This is a genomic window from Streptomyces sp. NPDC006294 (genome assembly GCF_042870895.1).
In the GTDB taxonomy this organism is placed as follows: domain Bacteria; phylum Actinomycetota; class Actinomycetes; order Streptomycetales; family Streptomycetaceae; genus Streptomyces.
In genome coordinates, this window is record NZ_JBIAHV010000017.1 from 102,581 (window position 1) to 119,892 (window position 17,312).

The window sequence follows — 17,312 nt, forward strand, 5'->3', positions numbered from 1 at the left end:
CGGTTGCGGCCGCCCGGCGCCGGCGGCTCGCACCTCCAACTGGAGCCGTACCACAGCGTGCTCGCGGGAGCGAGGCGGCACCGCACGTACGCCGCCGCGGCCCTCGGCGTCGGCACGGCCGCTCCCTCCACCGTCACCGTCGTCGCTGCCGTCGCTGCCGTCACCGCCTTCGAGGCCGTCACCGCCCGCTCCTGGTGCCGCGCTGTCCGCTCCGCCGCCCGGCACGCGCGCGGGCCCTGGCGGCGGCCGTGCCGTTGCGGGGGCGGCCAGAGGCGGGACGGCCGCCCTCGGTCCTGGAGTCCGACCGCTCCCTCTTGGCCGCGGACGCCCTGAGGAGCCTGGCGCGACGCCGCCGGGTCCGTGTGCGGGGGTGACGGGCAGACGGTGCGGACGGCGCCGCCGCCGGCGGGGCGTCGCGTGCCTGTCGCAGGCAGTGGCGCACGGTCTCCGGGTCCAGCCCTTCGTTGCACGCCTGGTGCAGCAGCCGCGCGAACACGTACTCGGGATCGGCCTTCAGAGCGAGCCCCAGTGCGACGCGAGCGCCGGGTTCGTCACCCAGGGACCACGACACCCAGCCCGCGAGGGTGAGGGGTGCCGCCGCGTGCTCCGTGTACGGGGGCACGCACCGGCGCGACAGGGCCCGCCAGACACGGAGTGCCGGGGCCGCTTCCGCGCCCTCCATCCACTGCGCCGCCCGGTCCCTGGTCTCCCGGTCCTGCAGGCCGAGGATCACCGCCGCGGCCTCGTCCGCGGAGATCAGCCGGTCGTCCGCCGCGTCGGCGCCGGGATCGTCGTCGCCACGTGGGTCGTCCGCCATCCGTTCCAGCAGACGGCGGGCGAGCGTCACGGTCTCTGCGGCGACCTCCTGCCGTCCCTGGACGTCGAGGATCCTGGTGGTGATCGCCGCACCCGCCGCGTCGAGTGCCCGGACCTGGTTCTGCGCCTCGGAAGCGTTCGACGGGGAGTACCGCTGCTCCATGTCACGCAGGCTGCCGCGCACCCCGATTCCCGCGTACGCGGCCGCGGCCGCCATCACCGACGTACCGGGCAGCGCGAGGGGCGTGCCATCGGGCGGGCAGCAGCGGGCGTCGGGGCAGCAGTAGCTCCACAGACGACCGTCCGAGATGCACAGTGCTTCGTACACGGGCACGTCGAGGCTGCCGCAGGCAGTGCGCAGTCGCTGGGCCAGCGGGCGCAGCCGTTCCATGACCTGCTGTCCACTCTCGCCCTCCGCCGGTTCCTGGCAGAGGAAGGCGACGACGCCGTCGGGTCCGCGGCCGCGGTGCCGGCAGCCCTGGATGAGGGAGTCGGCAAGCTGCGCGGCGACGGGACCCCATTCACCTGGCGAGGGTGGGATGCCGAGCCGCAGCCGTCCGCCGAAGCGTCCGCTGCTGCCGTGCAGGGCGACGAGAACGATGGAATCGGTCGGGTGGAACCCCATCATGTACGGGAGCGCGTCGGCCAGTTCGGCCGGGCCGCGCAGGGTGATCTGCTGGTCGGTGCCGCTGAGGTCGTGGTGCTTGTTCATGCGACGACGGTCCCGCGAAGATCCGGACCGCGCGACCCCTGTGGATAACTTTGTCCACAGGCTTGGCGGCTCGTTCGCGGTTTGTCGGTGCCATCGGGTTGCATGGGGGCATGACCAACGCAGACCGCGCGGAGCTCAGGGCTTCCGCCGATTCCGTCCTGGCCCGGCTCGTTTCCGACACCTCGGGTCGTGCCCGGCTGCGCGAGGACCAGTGGCGGGCGATCGAGGCCCTGGTCGCGGACAAGCGCAGGGCGCTGGTCGTCCAGCGGACGGGATGGGGAAAGTCCGCGGTCTACTTCGTCGCCACCTCGCTGCTCCGGGCGAGCGGCAGCGGCCCCACCGTGATCGTCTCTCCCCTGCTCGCGCTGATGCGCAACCAGGTGGAGGCCGCGGCGCGAGCCGGTATCCGCGCCCGGACGATCAATTCGTCCAACCCGGAGGAGTGGGAGACCATCCAGTCCGAGATCGCCGAGGGCGAGGTGGATGTGCTGCTCGTCAGTCCCGAGCGGCTCAACAACCCCGACTTCCGCGACCAGGTGCTGCCCCGGCTGGCCGCGGCGACGGGGCTGCTCGTGGTGGACGAGGCCCACTGCATCTCCGACTGGGGCCACGACTTCCGGCCCGACTACCGCAGGCTGCGCACCATGCTCGCCGACCTCCCCGGGGGCGTCCCCGTCCTCGCCACGACCGCCACGGCCAACGCACGGGTCACGGCGGACGTTGCGGAGCAGCTGGGCACGGGCGCCGGCACCGACGCCCTGGTGCTGCGCGGCCCGCTGGACAGGGAGAGCCTGAGCCTCGGTGTGCTGCAGCTGCCGGATGCCGCGACGCGCCTGGCCTGGCTCGCCGATCACATCGGCGAGCTGCCCGGGTCCGGGATCATCTACACCCTGACGGTCGCCGCCGCCGAGGAGGTCACCGCATATCTGCGCCAGTGCGGCCACACCGTGACCTCGTACACCGGACGCACGGAGAACGCCGACCGGCAGCAGGCGGAGGAGGATCTGCTCGCCAACCGGGTCAAGGCGCTGGTGGCGACCTCGGCGCTGGGCATGGGTTTCGACAAGCCTGACCTCGGCTTCGTCGTGCACCTCGGCTCGCCCTCCTCCCCGATCGCGTACTACCAGCAGGTGGGCCGCGCCGGCCGCGGTGTCGAGCATGCGGAGGTGCTGCTGCTGCCCGGCAAGGAGGACGAGGCGATCTGGCAGTACTTCGCCTCGGTCGCCTTCCCGCCGGAGGAGCTCGTGCGGCGCACTCTGGACGTGCTGGCGCAGGCCGGGCGTCCCCTGTCGCTGCCTGCGCTGGAGCCGTTGGTGGAGCTGCGGCGCACCCGCCTCGAGACCATGCTCAAGGTGCTCGACGTGGACGGCGCCGTCCGCAGGGTGAAGGGCGGTTGGACCACCACCGGGCAGCCCTGGTCCTACGACTCCGAGCGGTATGCGTGGGTGGCGCGGCAGCGCGCCGCCGAGCAGCAGGCGATGCGCGACTACGTGAGCTCCACCGACTGCCGGATGGAGTTCCTGCGACGCCAGTTGGACGACGAGGAGGCGACGCGCTGCGGTCGCTGCGACAACTGCTCCGGCGCGCGATTCAGCGACAAGGTGTCCACCGCGGCGCTGGACGCGGCAAGAGGCGAGCTGGGCAGGCCAGGTGCGGAGGTCGAGCCCCGCAAGATGTGGCCGACGGGGCTGGCCGCCGTCGGCATCGATCTCAAGGGCCGTATCCCGCAGAGTGAGCAGTCCTTCACGGGGCGGGCGCTGGGGCGGCTTTCGGACATCGGCTGGGGCAACCGGCTCCGTCCGATGTTCGCGCCCCAGGAACCGGACGGCCCGGTGCCCGACGACATGGCCGACGCGGTCGTGACCGTGCTTTCCGACTGGGCCAGGGGGCCCGGCGGCTGGGCGTCAGGGGCGTCTGACGCGCCGCAACGCCCCGCCGGCGTGGTCACGGTCGCGTCCCGCACCCGGCCCCGGCTGATCAGTTCCCTCGCCGGCCGTATCGGGGAGGTCGGGCGGATGCCTCTGCTGGGGTCTCTCGAGTACGCGCCAGAGGCGCTCGAGACGGGGATGTCGCGCACCAACAGCGCCCAGCGGGTGCGGGCTCTGCACGAGTCCCTCGTCGTGCCGCCGGAGCTGGCGGAGGCGCTGGCCGCCGCGGGTGGACCGGTGCTGCTGGTCGACGACTTCTCGGAGAGCGGCTGGACGCTGGCCGTGGCGTCACGGCTGCTGCGCAGGGCGGGCGCGGAGGGGGTGTTCCCGCTGGTCCTTGCCATCCAGTCCTGAAGTCGCCATCACGTCCTGAAGTACAGGGGTCGTCCCGGATGGACAGGGGAAGGGATATGAGCGTCATACCCACTGTTTTCCACCGGTGGTGCCGAATTGCTCGTTGCCGCATTCCCAAGCGCCAGGAAGAATTGGAGTGCTCCCCCGCACGGCCCGTCCGCGGTCCCCAAGGGCCATGCCGTGGCGCGCCCTCACCCGACCCTGCCCGCACTGTGGGCGCGTATGCGAAGGGAGGACCGTGACCTTCGGATTCGCTTCGTCCGCAGCCACCTCGATCACCGCATCGGCCAATTCCGCCAACCGCCTTGCCCGGTTGCTCGAGCCGGCCGAATGGGCGGCAGCCGGTATTCCGCTGCTGCGCAACCCCCGCGAGGTGGTCGGTGGACTGCATGCCCGGCACCGTCCCGCACCCGCGACGGCGGTCGTCGCCGTGCTCGATCACGAGGAACGGCTCGCGGCCAGCGCGTCGTTCTCCCGACGCGCCGTGCCGGCGGACGGCTGGGAGTTCCGCAACGCGCTGCTGGCCCATCTGCGCCGGGTGATCCCCCACGACCTCCGCCGGCGAACGCCCGTGCGCACCGCCGTGCTGCTCTACTGCCGTGAGGGCGACGAGCGGTGGACGGAGGAGGACGGGGCGTGGATGTGGGGCCTGCGGGACGCGTGCACGCTGCACGGGCTGCGCTGCGGCGCGTACATCACGCTGACGCGCGGCGGTTGGCAGGTACTGGGCGAGGGGCGTGGCGGCCGGCACCCCAACTCGACGTCGTCACCCGGCCGTTTGGCGGACGCGGGGACCGACGCCGAGCCGGTGCCCCTGCGTACGGCGGGCGGCGCCGTGGACGCGCTCCGGCGCTCGGCGGCCCGCTGAGCCGTCCGCCGGCTGCCCCTGACCGGGCAGCCGGAGCACGACGTACAGCGCGTTCAGGCGGTCGGCATCAGACGCCCGCGCCGAGCACGGCGTTGATGCGCTGAGGGTCACCGCAGACGATGAGCAGCGCGGAAGCCTTCTTCAGCGCGGCCGGCAGCGCACTGGCGGCGGTGCCGTCCGTGCCGCCGTTGACGGCGACCACCACCACGGGCCGGGCCGCGGCCCGGTCCACCGACGCGGCATCGGCGTAGAAGACGTCGTCGCGGGCGTCGTGCTGGGCCCAGTACGCGCCTTCGCCGAAGGACAGCTCGTGAGCGGCCCACGGATGCTGGTCACCGGTGGTGAACACCAGCACGTCGCCCGGGGCGCGGCCCGAGTCGAGCAGCAGGTCGACCGCTTCGTCGGCGGCGTCCAGCGCACCGTCGGCGGGCGCGGGAACCAGCTGGATCTGCGGCGCGGAACGATTCTCCGGCCGGGACGGCTTCGGTTTGCCGGCCGCACCGGACGCGCGCTGCGCGGGCGGTGCGGGCGTGGACGGGCCGGGACCCGGGTGACCGGGGCGCGGCGACGCCGCGGAACGGGGACCGGGGACGGGACGGGGGGTCGACGCGGTGCGGCCGGTGGCCGGAGTGACGCGGGGACCCTGGGCGCTCTCGTGAATCTGAGGCTCCTCGGGAATGAGAGGCATGGGTGGATGTCTATCAAACGCCGGTGCGGAGGGCATCGGCGGGTGGGTACGAACAGTGCGACCGGATTGACGGCAGGGCGAGTTCAGAAGTCGAAGCCGAGCTGGCCCCCGCTTTCCAGTTCGGCCGCCTCCGGCGAGATGCGGACCTTCTTGAGGTGCCGCCACCGGGGCAGCGCGTCGAGATAGGCCCAGGAGAGCCGGTGGTACGGCGTGGGGCCCCGTTCCCGGAGGGCGGCCTTGTGCACGGGCGAGGGGTAGCCGACGTTCTCGGCGAAACCGAAGGCGGCGAAGTCCTCCGGCAGTTGCGCCATCATCGCGTCCCTGCGCACCTTGGCGATCACCGACGCGGCGGCGACGGCCACGCACGACTGGTCCCCCTTGATCACCGTACGCACCTGCCAGGGCACTCCCAGGTAGTCGTGCTTGCCGTCGAGGATGATGGCGTCAGGACGGACCGGCAGTCCTTCGAGGGCCCGGCCGGCTGCCAGCCTGAGGGCCGCCGTCATCCCCAGCTCGTCGATCTCTTCCGGCGAGGCGTGACCGAGGGCGTGAGCCGTGACCCAGCCCTCCAGCACCTCTGCCATCTCCTCGCGGCGCTTGGGAGTGATCAGCTTGGAGTCGGTCAGGCCGACGGGCGGCCTGCGCAGTCCGGTGATCGCGGCGCACACCGTCACCGGCCCGGCCCACGCTCCACGCCCGACTTCGTCGATACCCGCGACGATCTTGGCGCCGGTGGTCGCCCGGATCGAGCGCTCGACTGCGTGGGTGGGTGGTTCGTAGGGCATGGCGCCAGCAAGGGTACGCCGCCCGGGTGGCCTGATGACAACCGGATACAGGTCACGATCCGCCGACGGTCGGGCGGCAGCTGTGCGGCCGGAGCAACGGGACCATGACCTGGTCGATCATCTTGGCGATGTCCTGGTCGGGCCATTCGCTCCCGCACACCTTCGAGCGGTACATCAGCAGGCCGGGGACCACATCGAGGACCAGTTCGCAGACCGCGTCCGCCCGGACGTCACCACGGGCCACTCCACGCTGCACCACCGCGCGGAAGAGCTCGACGGACGGCTCGACGACCCGACTGATGATCACACCCTGGAAGCGTTCGGCCGCCACCGCGTCGCATTCGTAAAGCACCGATCGCAGCGCGATCCCGGTGCGGGAGAACATCGCGTCACGCACCCGGCGGCAGACGTGGAAGAGGTCCTCCCGTACGCACCCGTGGTCGGCGGCCTCGTCCAGCCGTGGGAGCCCTGCCTCGAGAGCGTCGACGACCAGGTCCTCCTTGGAGGGCCAGCGCCGGTAGACGGCCGCCTTGCCCGTCTGCGCCCGGGCGGCGACCCCTTCCATGGTGAATCCGTTCCAGCCGACCGTACTGAGCTGCTCCAGCGCGGCTTCGAGGATCGCTCGCTCGAGCACGGGACCTCGCCGGCGCAGCGGGCCCGGCGGCGCCTGTGCGGCACCGGTCCAGCGCGAAGTGGCCATCGTCATATCTCCGTTGGGGACGGGAGGTTCAGTGAACGCTTGCGTTCACTGACGGGGACTCTCTACGGTTGACGAAAAAGTGAACGCCTTCGTTCACTAACTCATGTGTGGGGGACTCGTAGTGACAACCTCTCAGTTAACAGCACCTTCTCCACCAGGAGCGGCCCGTCGGCAGGGGCGCCCCGGCATCGCGCTCACCGTCATCGCCGCCCTGCAGCTCATGGTGGTCCTCGACACCACGATTGTGAACATCGCGCTCCCGCACATCCAGGGAGCGCTCGAGTTCACCACGACGCAGCTCTCGTGGGTGGTGAACGCCTACACGCTCACCTTCGGCGGTCTGCTGCTGCTCGGCGGCAGGGCGGGCGACATCCTCGGGCGCCGCCGGGTGTTCGTCTCCGGGGTGCTGCTGTTCACCCTCGCCTCGCTGCTGTGCGGCGTCGCCCAGGAACCGTGGCAGATGCTCGCGGCCCGCGTGCTGCAGGGGGTGGGGGGAGCGATCGCCTCGCCCACGGCCCTCGCGCTGATCACCACGACCTTCCGTGAAGGACCGGAACGCACCCGCGCGTTCGGCATCTTCGCGGCCGTCTCCGCCAGCGGCGCCGCCATCGGCCTCCTGGCGGGCGGCATGCTCACCGAGTGGCTGGACTGGCGCTGGGTCTTCTACGTGAACCTGCCCATCGGCATCCTCATCGCCGTCCTCGCCCCGGTGTACATCAACGAGTCGGAGCGCAACCCGGGCCGGTTCGACGTCACGGGCGCGCTCACCTCGACCGCGGGCATGGCGTCGCTGGTCTACGCCTTCATCCGGGCTTCGGAGGAGGGATGGAGCGACGGGCTCACGCTCGGCGCGTTCGCCGCCGCGGTGGCCCTGCTGACGGCCTTCGTGCTGACCGAGCGCACGGCGCGCGACCCGATCACACCCCTGCGCATGTTCGCCGACCGCAACCGCTCGGGCACGTATGTGATCATGATGAGCCTCGCGGCGGCGATGTTCGGCATGTTCTTCTTCATCGTCCTGTTCGTGCAGAACGTGCTGAACTACAGCCCCATCACCTCGGGCCTCGCCTTCCTTCCCGTCACGGTGATGATCGTGATCGCGGCCGGCCTCTCCTCGAGACTGCTGCCGGTGCTGGGGCCCAAGCCCTTCCTCGCCGCGGGAACCGTGTTCACGGGCACCGGCATCACGTGGCTGACCTTCATCTCCCCCGACAGCTCCTACGGGAGCGGCGTGCTCGGTCCGATGCTGCTGTTCGGCTTCGGCATGGGGCTGGTGTTCGTGACGGCGACGCTGACCGCGGTGTCCGGCGTGGCGCAGCACGAGTCCGGCGCCGCCTCGAGCCTGCTCAATGCCACGCAGATGGTCGGCGGATCCCTCGGTCTGTCGATCCTCATGACCGTGTTCGGGACGGCGAGCCGCGACGAGGCCGAGCGGCAGCTGCCGTCGTTCCTCGCCGAGGCGACGCCCGCTCAGCAGGAGGCCTTCGCCAAGACCCACGAACTGCCGCCCCCGTGGGGCCACCAGGTGCTCGCCGAAGGCATCGCGACCGCGTTCTGGGCAGGGGTGGGTCTGGTCGCGCTCGCCGTGGTGACGGCCCTGTTCGTCGTGCGGGTCCGCAAGAGCGACCTCGAAGCGCTCAGCGGGGCGGCGGGACCCGGCGGACACGCCGCGTGACGCGCTCCGCCGCATGAGCGCGCCGGGTACAGGCCGTCCACGGGGGTACGGCCTGCACCCGGCGCCACCTGTCGGCGGCCCTACTGAGCCGCCGCGCAGGCTCTCCCACGCCCGGGCGCCGACTCATCGGGCAGGCCGGCGCAGTTACGGCCTCCGGGCCGGCGCCCGCTCGCCCGTCCGGTGTCAGCTCGCGCGCTCCGCGCCGGCTGCCCCGGGCAGCCAGGCGGGCAGTGCCTCGGTTCCCTCCAGCCAGTGCGTCGGCGGCTGTCCGGCCTTCGTCGCGGCGACGACACCGCAGGCGATGGCGCAGGTGGTGTCGACGTCGCCACCGACCTGGGCGGTGGTCCAGAACGCCTGCTCGAAGTCCCCGAGCGACCGGGCCGCGGACCACAGCGCGAACGGCACCGTGTCATGGGCGCTGGTACGCCGCCCGCTGCCCAGTACGGCGGCGACGGTCCCGGCGTCGTCGTAGTCGAGCATGTCCCGGGCCCGGCGCAGGCCGGCGCCCACGGCGCTGCGCGGCACCAGGGCGACGACGCCGTCCAGCAGGTCCGCCGGTGAAGGCGGGCCCGCGGGGTCCGCCGCCAGCGCGGCCGCCGCGGCCACGGCCATGGCGCCGACCACCGCCTCCCGGTGCTGATGCGTGGGATACGAGGAGATCTCGGCCTGGTGCGTGGCCTGTTCCGGGTCGTCCGCGTACCAGGCGCCGAGGGGCGCGATCCGCATGGCGGAGCCGTTGCCCCAGGAGCCCTGCCCCTGGAACAGCTCCGCCGACAGCTCGCGCCAGTCGCCGCCTTCTCTGACCAGCCGGAGCAGCCGGTTGACCGCGGGGCCGTAGCCACGGTCGAAGTCGTGGTGCTCGGCGAAGGACCGGGCGAGGGCGTCCTGGTCCACGCGGTGGTGACCGACGAGGACGGCAAGGACCGAGCAGGCCATCTCCGTGTCGTCGGTCCACTGCCAGACGGGAGGCGGCAGCTCGCGCCGTTTCAGCAGCGGATAGTTGGAGGGAACGAAGAACTGGGAGCCCAGGGCGTCTCCCACGGACAGGCCTCGCAGGCTGTCCAGAGCGCGTGCGAAGCGCCGGTCGGATGCGGAATCAGCGGTCATCTCCCTGCCACTCTAACCGGTGGTGCCGTACGGCTCCGGGGTCCGCCAGCGCTTGAAGGGCCGGTCGAGGCGGTAGCGCCCGTCCTCGCCGAGCCGCAGTGTGCGGGTCTCGCCGTTGCCCGGGTTGGACAGCGACTCGAAGTCCGCCACCGACCAGTGGAACCAGCGCATGCAGAACAGCCGCATGGTCAGTCCGTGCGTGACCAGGAGCACGTTCGGCGGGTGGTCAGGAGCCTCGAAACTCCGGTGGAGGCTCTCCAGGAACGCGCCGACCCGGTCGTACACGTCGGCGCCGGACTCCCCCTGGGCGAAGCGGTAGAAGAAGTGGCCGTAGGCGTCGCGGTACGCCTTCTGAAGCCGTACGTCGTCCCTGTCCTGCCAGTTCCCCCAGTCCTGCTCCCTCAGCCTCGGCTCCTCGCGGACCCGTACGAGCGCCGGGTCGAGGCCGAACGCCCTGAACGTCTCATGCGTGCGGCGGTAGGGGGAGACGTAGACGCTGACGCGTTCGCCTCCGAAGAGCTCCCGCAGCCGTGCCCCCGTCTCCGCGGCCTGCGCCAGACCGGCGGCGGTCAGCCGGAGGGCGTGGTCGGGCTCGCGTTCGTACACCGTGTCGTCGGCGTTGCCCACCGACTCTCCGTGCCGGACGAGGACGATACGTCGCGGTCGCGTCATAGGACGACCCTAGGGCCATTCAGTCGAGCAGTCGGCCGGAGGCCATCCGGTGCACCCTCCCTTCGAAGCGTTGGCGCAGCAGGCGGTCGTGCGAGACCACCACCAGCGCGCCGGTCCAGGCGAACAGGGCCTCCTCCAGCTCCTCGACCAGCCCGAGCGCCAGGTGATTGGCCGGCTCGTCGAGCAGCAGCACGGACGAGGGCGCCTGGGCGCGCGATCTCTTCGGGGAAGCGCTGCGTGCCACCCCGGCCCTCGCGCTCGACGGCGTCCACGGCACCGGGGACGCCACCTGGGACACGGCGACGCGCCGCCTCGCCGCGCGTGTCGTCCTCGACGCCGGGCTGCTGGACGCCCGCGTATCGGCGGGGCGTGCCAGCAGACCGGCCAGCGCCAGGCGGCGACGCTGCCCGGCCGAGAGGGCTCCCACGGCGACGTGCAGCTCCTGCGGGCGGAAGAGCCCGTAGGACAGCAGCAGGGGCTCGAGCTCGTCGTCGGTGAGCGGCAGGCCCCTCCCGAAGACTTCCAGGACCGACTCCGCCGGCCGGTTGACCGGTATCTCCTGGGCGAGGAATCCGATCCTCCCCCTGCGCCGCACGGCGCCGGCGTCCGGTGCGAGCAGACCGGCCATGACCCGGAGCAGAGTGGACTTCCCGGCGCCGTTGCCGCCGTGGATCAGCAGCTTCTGCCCGGCCTCGACGGTGAGCCGGCCGACCGAGAGCCTGTCCCCCACACGCACGTCGGACAGGGTGATCAGCTCGCCCGACGCCGCGCCGGAGACCGGCCCCGCCGTGAAGCGCAGCGGCTCCGGCGGCTTGGGGACGGGCTCCGCGCGGAGCCGGCGCAGCCGCTCCTGCGCTTTGCGGATCCGTCCGGACACCGACGCCTGGACCCTGGCACCGGCCCGGTCGTACGCCATCTTGTTGTTGTCGCTCATGGACCTGCCGGCCGCGACGCCGTGCGCGGTGGTCGCCGCGAACGCCTCGAGGCGCGCCGTCTCCTCGGTCCACTCCGCGTATGCCTGCGCCCAGCGTCTGCGCGCGGCGGCCTGCTCCGCGCGGAAGCCTGCGTAGCCACCGCCGTACCGCACGACGGTGCGGCGGTCGGCGTCCACCTCTATGACGGCGGTGGTGACCCGCTCCAGGAAGGTGCGGTCGTGCGAAACGGCGATCACCGTCCCGGTGTGGTCGAGCAGGGCGCTCTCCAGCCAGTCGAGCGCGGCTCCGTCCAGGTGGTTCGTCGGCTCGTCCAGCAGCATGACCTCGGGCGCCGCTGCCACGAGGAAGGCGATGCCGAGTCGCGCCTGCTCCCCGCCGGACAGGCTGCTGAGGGTGCGCTGCCGGCCGATGTGGGCGATACCCAGTCCGTTGATCGCTTTGCCGACTCGGGCGTCGGCGTCGTATCCGCCGCGGAGCTCGAAGAGCGTGAGCAGGTCACCGTACTCGTCGAGAACATCGGCCCGTCCCGAGCCGAGGGCCTGCTCCAGGTCGCGCAGCCTCCTCTCCATCGAGCGCAGTTCTTCAAGAGCCGCATCGACGGCGTCACCGACAGTGCTGCCGGGCGGCAGTTGCGGAGTCTGGGCGAGGTGTCCCGCCCCGTTCTCGATGACGGTGACCACGTCTCCGGCGTCCGGATGCTCGATACCGGCCAGCAGGCGCAGCAGCGTGGACTTGCCCGCGCCGTTCTCCCCGACGATGCCTAACCGTTCACCCGGGCGCACGGCGAGGTAGGCGTCGTCGAGCAGCAGCCTGTCCCCGCGGGACAGGGTCACACCGCGCATCGACATCTGAGTGGGCAAAGGCACCTCCGAGAATTTAACGCTACTCTTGTCGCGTTACGTCGAGCGTGACAGACTCGCACCACCTAACGCAACAGGAGTAGCAATTGAATTCCACACAGTCCGCTCCGGGCACGCTCCGCCCCGGCGGCCGCACCGCCCGCACTCGCGCCGCGGTCCGCGACGCCGTCCTCACGGGCTTGGGCGAGCATGGATACCCCGGCCTGACCGTCGAATACGTCGCGGAGCACTCCGGTGTGCACAAGACGACGCTCTACCGGCGCTGGGGCGATATCGAGGGCCTCGTCGCGGACGCGCTCGACCTGGCGGGTGAGGACGACTGGAGCCCACCGGACACCGGCAGCCTCGAAGGCGATCTACGGGCGCTCGCACGCGAGGCGGCCGATTCGTTCACCGATCCCGCGCAGTCCGCCGCGCCCACCGCGATCATCGCCGCGGCCTTCCAGTCCCAGCGAGCGGCAGACGCGCTGCACGCCTTCTACACGGAGCGCTTCTCGCGCTGCGAGAGCATCGTGTGCCGTGCGGTCGAGCGCGGGGAGGCCGAGCCGGCGACAGACGCGGGCGCGGTGGTCAGAGCCGTCTCGGCGCCCATCTACTTCAGACTGTTCATCACCCGGGAGCCGATAGGCCACGAGCTCGCGGACCAAGCGGCCGCGGCCGCCGTCGCGGGAGTGCGGGCCGGCGTCTTCACCGCGCAGAAGGGCTGATCACACCGTCCAGGACGGCTCCAGGACCACGACGTCACCGGCCATGGCCACGACGTCCGCCTGGGTCTGCGCGCGCAGCAGCAGCCGCTCGACGCGCTCGGCGCGGTACTTCCCGTGCTCAGCCGCCGACAGCCACATGGACATCACGAGGAACTCGTTGCCGGGCGCCTCCCCGAACACCCCCCGCACCATCCCGGGCGAGCCGGCCATGGCCGGGTTCCACACCTTCTCCTGCATCAGGGAGAAGTGCTCGGCCCTGTCCTCGCGGACCCGGCAGTGCGCCACCCTGACCACGTCGGATTCCGTGAACCGCGGCTGGAAACCGGTCTTGACGTCGAAGCGGTGGTCGAACAGCTTCGCCTGCATGTCCTTGTACGTGCCCGTCTGTCCGGACGCGAGCCGGTCGTGGGAGCGCGCCATGAACGAGTCGTAGAAGGCCCGGGTCTCCCAGAAGGCGAAGACGTTGGCCACGTTCGGCCGTATCCTGCTCCATCCTCCGCCCTGCCCCCTGAATCCCGGCTCACCCAGCAGCCCCGCCCATTTCCGCTGCCCGCGCTCGAACCCTCGGCGGTCCACGACCGTGCAGCGAATCCACTTGACCAGCACCGCGCCATCGTACGGCCCGGAACGTGGCCCGGGTCACTCTCGGCACCACAACGCCCGCCCGCCGCACGGCAACTCGTGAGCGGGACGGATGTCGCAGGCGCCCTCGCGCACGCCCCGCCGAGCTGCCAGGTCAGCGGCGGGACCGACGCGTTCCGCGACGAGGTGATGCGCCGGTGGCCTCCTCGCCGCAGCCCGCACAGAACGGATACGGTCAACACACGAAGCGTTTCCGGCAGTTACGGGGAAGGATGTGCTGTGAGCAGCCTCAACAAGGGCGTCCGGAAGGCAGAGGTGGCCCTCAAGTGGGATCCCAGCCCCCTCGGCGAGTCGCCTCACGACCTCGACCTGGTGGCCGCCACGTATCCGAAGGAGGCTCTCTTCGGCGATCCGGCATACGTCGTCCACTTCGACAGCCGCTCGCCCGACGGCACGATCATCCTGGCCAGGGAGAGCGGGACGGGACAGGGTTTCGGGGCGGACGAGGTCATGACCCTGGAATTCGACCGGCTGGCCTCGGCCTACGGCCGTGTCGTCGTCGGAGTCGTCATCCAGCAGAGCAACGGCCGCACGGTGTTCGGCGATGTCGCGAACGCCTCGGTGCGGATCCTCGAAGGACACACGGAGATCGGGGGGAACGACTTCGCCACCGTCCCGGACGCCACGGCGGCGACGGTCGGGGAGTTCGTCCGCGGTGAGACCGGGGAATGGACGTTCAGCGGCTCGCTCACCGGTTTCGACGCGGACCCGCAGACGTATCTCACGGTGATGGGACGCCCGACGGACTGAACACCCGGTGACCGCGGAGAAATGCCGGCACCGCGGAGAAGGACCGCAGAGAAAGACCGAAGGGCGGGAGAGCCTCACCGGCTCCCCCGCCCTCACCGGTTCACCCGGTGGCGTCGGTCGTCAGCTGCAACCGCTGGTCGAGCCGCAGCCCTCGCAGATGTAGCAGGAACCGGCACGCTGCATCTTGGTCCCGCAGGAGAAGCACAGCGGGGCGTCGGCGCTGATCCCCAGCTGCATCTCCACCAGTTCGGCGGAGGTGTGCGCCTGCTTCGGCGCCGGGATCTCCGCCTGCGGCGCGGCGACGGCCTGCGGTTCCTGCCGCAGCGGAGCCGACTGGGCCAGGCCCTCGACGTCCAGCTCGTCGTCCGACGGCTCGTACGAGCCGGTCTCCAGGTGGCGCTGACGCTCCTCCGCGGAGTGGATGCCGAGCGCGGACCGGGTCTCGAAGGGCAGGAAGTCCAGCGCCAGGCGGCGGAAGATGTAGTCGACGATCGACTGGGCCATCCGCACGTCGGGGTCGTCGGTCATACCGGCCGGCTCGAAGCGCATGTTGGTGAACTTCGAGACGTACGTCTCCAGCGGAACGCCGTACTGCAGGCCGACCGAGACGGCGATCGAGAAGGCGTCCATCATGCCCGCGAGCGTGGAGCCCTGCTTCGACATCTTCAGGAAGACCTCGCCGAGACCGTCGTCCGGGTAGGAGTTGGCGGTCATGTAGCCCTCGGCGCCGCCGACCGTGAAGGAGGTGGTGATCCCCGGACGGCCCTTCGGGAGGCGCTTGCGGACCGGGCGGTACTCGACGACCTTCTCGACCGCGGCCCGGATCGTCTCCTCGGCCTTCTCGGTGACCTCGGCCTTCTCCTGCTCCTTCTTCTTCGCGGAGAGGGGCTGGCCGACCTTGCAGTTGTCGCGGTAGATCGCGAGCGCCTTGACACCCATCTTCCACGCCTTGAAGTAGACCTCTTCGACGTCCTCGACCGTCGCCGTCTCCGGCAGGTTGACCGTCTTGGAGAGCGCGCCGGAGATCCACGGCTGGATCGCGGCCATCATGCGGACGTGGCCCATCGCGGAGATGGAGCGCTCGCCCATGGCGCAGTCGAAGACCTCGTAGTGCTCGGTCTTCAGGCCGGGCGCGTCGATCACGTTGCCGTGGTCGGCGATGTGGGCGACGATCGCCTCGATCTGCTCCGGCTGGTAGCCGAGCCGGCGCAGGGCCTGCGGGACCGTGCCGTTGACGATCTGCATCGAGCCGCCGCCGACCAGCTTCTTGAACTTGACCAGGGCGAGGTCGGGCTCGAGGCCGGTGGTGTCGCAGGACATCGCGAGACCGATGGTGCCGGTCGGGGCGATGACCGACGCCTGGGCGTTGCGGAAACCGTTCTTCTCCCCAAGGCGGATCACGTCCTGCCAGGCCTCCGTGGCGGCGGCCCAGATCGGGCTGTCCAGGTCGTCCATCCGGACGGCCACGGTGTTGGCGTCGGCGTGCTGCTTCATGACGCGCTTGTGCGGCTCGGCGTTCCGGGCGTAGCCCTCGTAGGGGCCGACGACAGCGGCGAGCTCGGCGGAGCGCTTGTACGACGTTCCGGTCATCAGGGAGGTGATGGCGCCGGCGAGCGCGCGGCCGCCGTCGGAGTCGTACGCGTGGCCGGTCGCCATCAGGAGCGCGCCGAGGTTGGCGTAGCCGATGCCGAGCTGGCGGTAGGCGCGGGTGTTCTCGCCGATCTTCTGGGTCGGGAAGTCCGCGAAGCAGATGGAGATGTCCATCGCCGTGATGACCAGCTCGACGATCTTCGAGAAGCGCTCGACGTCGAACGACTGGTTGCCCTTGCTGTCGTCCTTGAGGAACTTCATCAGGTTCAGCGAGGCGAGGTTGCACGAGGTGTTGTCCAGGTGCATGTACTCGCTGCAGGGGTTCGAGCCGTTGATCCGGCCGGACTCCGGGCAGGTGTGCCAGTGGTTGATCGTGTCGTCGTACTGGATGCCCGGGTCGGCGCAGGCCCAGGCCGCCTCGGCCATCTTGCGGAAGAGGCTCTTGGCGTCGACCTCCTCGATGACGTCCCCGGTCATCCGGGCACGCAGGCCGAACTTGCCGCCCGCCTCGACCGCCTTCATGAACTCGTCGTTGACGCGCACCGAGTTGTTGGCGTTCTGGTACTGGACGGACGTGATGTCGTCGCCGCCCAGATCCATGTCGAAGCCCGCGTCACGCAGGGCGCGGATCTTCTCCTCTTCCTTCACCTTGGTCTCGATGAAGTTCTCGATGTCGGGGTGGTCGACGTCGAGGATGACCATCTTGGCCGCGCGGCGGGTGGCACCGCCGGACTTGATCGTTCCTGCGGAGGCGTCGGCGCCGCGCATGAAGGAGACCGGGCCGGAGGCGTTGCCGCCCGAGGACAGCAGCTCCTTGGAGGAGCGGATACGGGAGAGGTTCAGGCCGGCGCCGGAACCGCCCTTGAAGATCATGCCCTCTTCCTTGTACCAGTCGAGGATCGACTCCATGGAGTCGTCGACGGCCAGGATGAAGCAGGCCGAGACCTGCTGCGGCTGGGGCGTGCCGACGTTGAACCAGACCGGCGAGTTGAAGCTGAAGATCTGGTGCAGCAGGGCGTACGCGAGCTCGTGCTCGAAGATCTCCGCGTCGGCGGGCGAGGCGAAGTAGCCGTTGTCCTCGCCGGCCTTGCGGTACGTCTTCACGATCCGGTCGATGAGCTGCTTGAGACCGGTCTCGCGCTGCGGGGTGCCGACGGCCCCGCGGAAGTACTTGCTGGTGACGATGTTGACCGCGTTCACCGACCAGAAGTCGGGGAACTCGACGCCACGCTGCTCGAAGTTGACCGAGCCGTCACGCCAGTTGGTCATGACGACGTCACGGCGCTCCCAGACCACCTCGTCGTACGGGTGCACGCCGGGGGTGGTGTGGACGCGCTCGATACGCAGGCCCTTGCTCGCCTTGGATCCCTTGGCTCGGGACCCTCGTGCCGGGCCGCTCGTCGTCTCGGTCATGCCGCCTCCCATATACGGGCAAAAACGCCCTGAAGTGCCCAGATCTTCCCGGGCACGGTTTCTGTCTGTCGCTGCGGACGCCACGCACGGCGTACGCGAGCAGGTTCATT

14 protein-coding genes are annotated in these 17,312 nt (G+C 70.8%); 5 read left to right on the forward strand and 9 right to left on the reverse strand.

The genetic code is table 11. The features are described from left to right. Positions 1-178: 178 nt before the first annotated feature. On the reverse strand, positions 179-1,528 hold the full coding sequence (locus ACFYOP_RS27360; RefSeq protein ID WP_356895859.1) for a DUF4192 domain-containing protein: 1,350 nt from the start codon (positions 1,526-1,528) through the stop codon (positions 179-181). A 110-nt stretch (positions 1,529-1,638) separates the two neighbouring features. On the opposite strand from ACFYOP_RS27360, the gene ACFYOP_RS27365 reads away from it, so the two are divergent. Then, positions 1,639-3,810: a RecQ family ATP-dependent DNA helicase gene (locus tag ACFYOP_RS27365; protein ID WP_356895857.1), complete on the forward strand. Its 2,172-nt coding sequence runs from the start codon at positions 1,639-1,641 to the stop codon at positions 3,808-3,810. A gap of 238 nt (positions 3,811-4,048) precedes the next feature. Further along, positions 4,049-4,678, forward strand: coding sequence for a hypothetical protein (locus ACFYOP_RS27370; RefSeq protein WP_356895855.1), 630 nt, complete (start codon positions 4,049-4,051; stop codon positions 4,676-4,678). 67 nt (positions 4,679-4,745) lie between these two features. Here the strand turns inward: ACFYOP_RS27370 and ACFYOP_RS27375 are convergent, their stop codons facing one another. From ACFYOP_RS27375 to ACFYOP_RS27385, 3 genes are all read right to left on the reverse strand, one after another. After that, positions 4,746-5,366, reverse strand: a complete 621-nt coding sequence (locus ACFYOP_RS27375; protein WP_356895853.1) for a hypothetical protein — start codon at positions 5,364-5,366, stop codon at positions 4,746-4,748. 83 nt (positions 5,367-5,449) lie between these two features. Continuing rightward, the gene (locus tag ACFYOP_RS27380) at positions 5,450-6,151 is read right to left on the reverse strand and encodes a ribonuclease HII (RefSeq protein ID WP_356895850.1); all 702 of its coding nucleotides are present in this window, start codon (positions 6,149-6,151) and stop codon (positions 5,450-5,452) included. Between the two features lie 52 nt (positions 6,152-6,203). Further along, positions 6,204-6,851, reverse strand: coding sequence for a TetR/AcrR family transcriptional regulator (locus ACFYOP_RS27385; RefSeq protein WP_356895848.1), 648 nt, complete (start codon positions 6,849-6,851; stop codon positions 6,204-6,206). 121 nt (positions 6,852-6,972) lie between these two features. Here ACFYOP_RS27385 and ACFYOP_RS27390 point away from each other — a divergent pair, with 121 nt between their 5' ends. Further along, positions 6,973-8,526: an MFS transporter gene (locus ACFYOP_RS27390; RefSeq protein ID WP_388453112.1), complete on the forward strand. Its 1,554-nt coding sequence runs from the start codon at positions 6,973-6,975 to the stop codon at positions 8,524-8,526. 183 nt (positions 8,527-8,709) lie between these two features. Here ACFYOP_RS27390 and ACFYOP_RS27395 read toward each other — a convergent pair whose 3' ends face one another. The 3 genes from ACFYOP_RS27395 to ACFYOP_RS27405 are packed head-to-tail and all read right to left on the reverse strand — an operon-like array spanning position 8,710 to position 12,100. Then, entirely contained in the window at positions 8,710-9,633 is a 924-nt protein-coding gene (locus tag ACFYOP_RS27395) for an ADP-ribosylglycohydrolase family protein (protein WP_356895844.1), read from the reverse strand. Positions 9,634-9,645: 12 nt separating this feature from the next. Continuing rightward, positions 9,646-10,305, reverse strand: a complete 660-nt coding sequence (locus ACFYOP_RS27400) for a histidine phosphatase family protein (RefSeq protein ID WP_356895842.1) — start codon at positions 10,303-10,305, stop codon at positions 9,646-9,648. A gap of 19 nt (positions 10,306-10,324) precedes the next feature. Continuing rightward, positions 10,325-12,100, reverse strand: coding sequence for an ABC-F family ATP-binding cassette domain-containing protein (locus tag ACFYOP_RS27405; protein ID WP_388453154.1), 1,776 nt, complete (start codon positions 12,098-12,100; stop codon positions 10,325-10,327). A gap of 86 nt (positions 12,101-12,186) precedes the next feature. Here ACFYOP_RS27405 and ACFYOP_RS27410 point away from each other — a divergent pair, with 86 nt between their 5' ends. Then, positions 12,187-12,807, forward strand: a complete 621-nt coding sequence (locus ACFYOP_RS27410; protein ID WP_356895840.1) for a TetR/AcrR family transcriptional regulator — start codon at positions 12,187-12,189, stop codon at positions 12,805-12,807. Here the strand turns inward: ACFYOP_RS27410 and ACFYOP_RS27415 are convergent, their stop codons facing one another. Next, on the reverse strand, positions 12,808-13,413 hold the full coding sequence (locus ACFYOP_RS27415; RefSeq protein WP_356895838.1) for a YdbC family protein: 606 nt from the start codon (positions 13,411-13,413) through the stop codon (positions 12,808-12,810). Between the two features lie 255 nt (positions 13,414-13,668). On the opposite strand from ACFYOP_RS27415, the gene ACFYOP_RS27420 reads away from it, so the two are divergent. Further along, the gene (locus ACFYOP_RS27420; protein ID WP_356895835.1) at positions 13,669-14,199 is read left to right on the forward strand and encodes a TerD family protein; all 531 of its coding nucleotides are present in this window, start codon (positions 13,669-13,671) and stop codon (positions 14,197-14,199) included. Positions 14,200-14,319: 120 nt separating this feature from the next. Here ACFYOP_RS27420 and ACFYOP_RS27425 read toward each other — a convergent pair whose 3' ends face one another. Next, positions 14,320-17,202, reverse strand: coding sequence for a vitamin B12-dependent ribonucleotide reductase (locus ACFYOP_RS27425; protein ID WP_356895833.1), 2,883 nt, complete (start codon positions 17,200-17,202; stop codon positions 14,320-14,322). Positions 17,203-17,312: the final 110 nt, after the last annotated feature.

Excerpts from the sequence above, each read along its gene's own strand:
- ACFYOP_RS27400 (WP_356895842.1), bottom strand. The coding sequence starts at position 10,305 with ATGACGCGACCGCGACGTATCGTCCTCGTCCGGCACGGAGAGTCGGTG.
- ACFYOP_RS27385 (WP_356895848.1), bottom strand. The coding sequence starts at position 6,851 with ATGGCCACTTCGCGCTGGACCGGTGCCGCACAGGCGCCGCCGGGCCCG.
- ACFYOP_RS27395 (WP_356895844.1), bottom strand. The coding sequence starts at position 9,633 with ATGACCGCTGATTCCGCATCCGACCGGCGCTTCGCACGCGCTCTGGAC.
- ACFYOP_RS27365 (WP_356895857.1), top strand. The coding sequence starts at position 1,639 with ATGACCAACGCAGACCGCGCGGAGCTCAGGGCTTCCGCCGATTCCGTC.
- ACFYOP_RS27425 (WP_356895833.1), bottom strand. The coding sequence starts at position 17,202 with ATGACCGAGACGACGAGCGGCCCGGCACGAGGGTCCCGAGCCAAGGGA.
- ACFYOP_RS27360 (WP_356895859.1), bottom strand. The coding sequence starts at position 1,528 with ATGAACAAGCACCACGACCTCAGCGGCACCGACCAGCAGATCACCCTG.
- ACFYOP_RS27375 (WP_356895853.1), bottom strand. The coding sequence starts at position 5,366 with ATGCCTCTCATTCCCGAGGAGCCTCAGATTCACGAGAGCGCCCAGGGT.
- ACFYOP_RS27380 (WP_356895850.1), bottom strand. The coding sequence starts at position 6,151 with ATGCCCTACGAACCACCCACCCACGCAGTCGAGCGCTCGATCCGGGCG.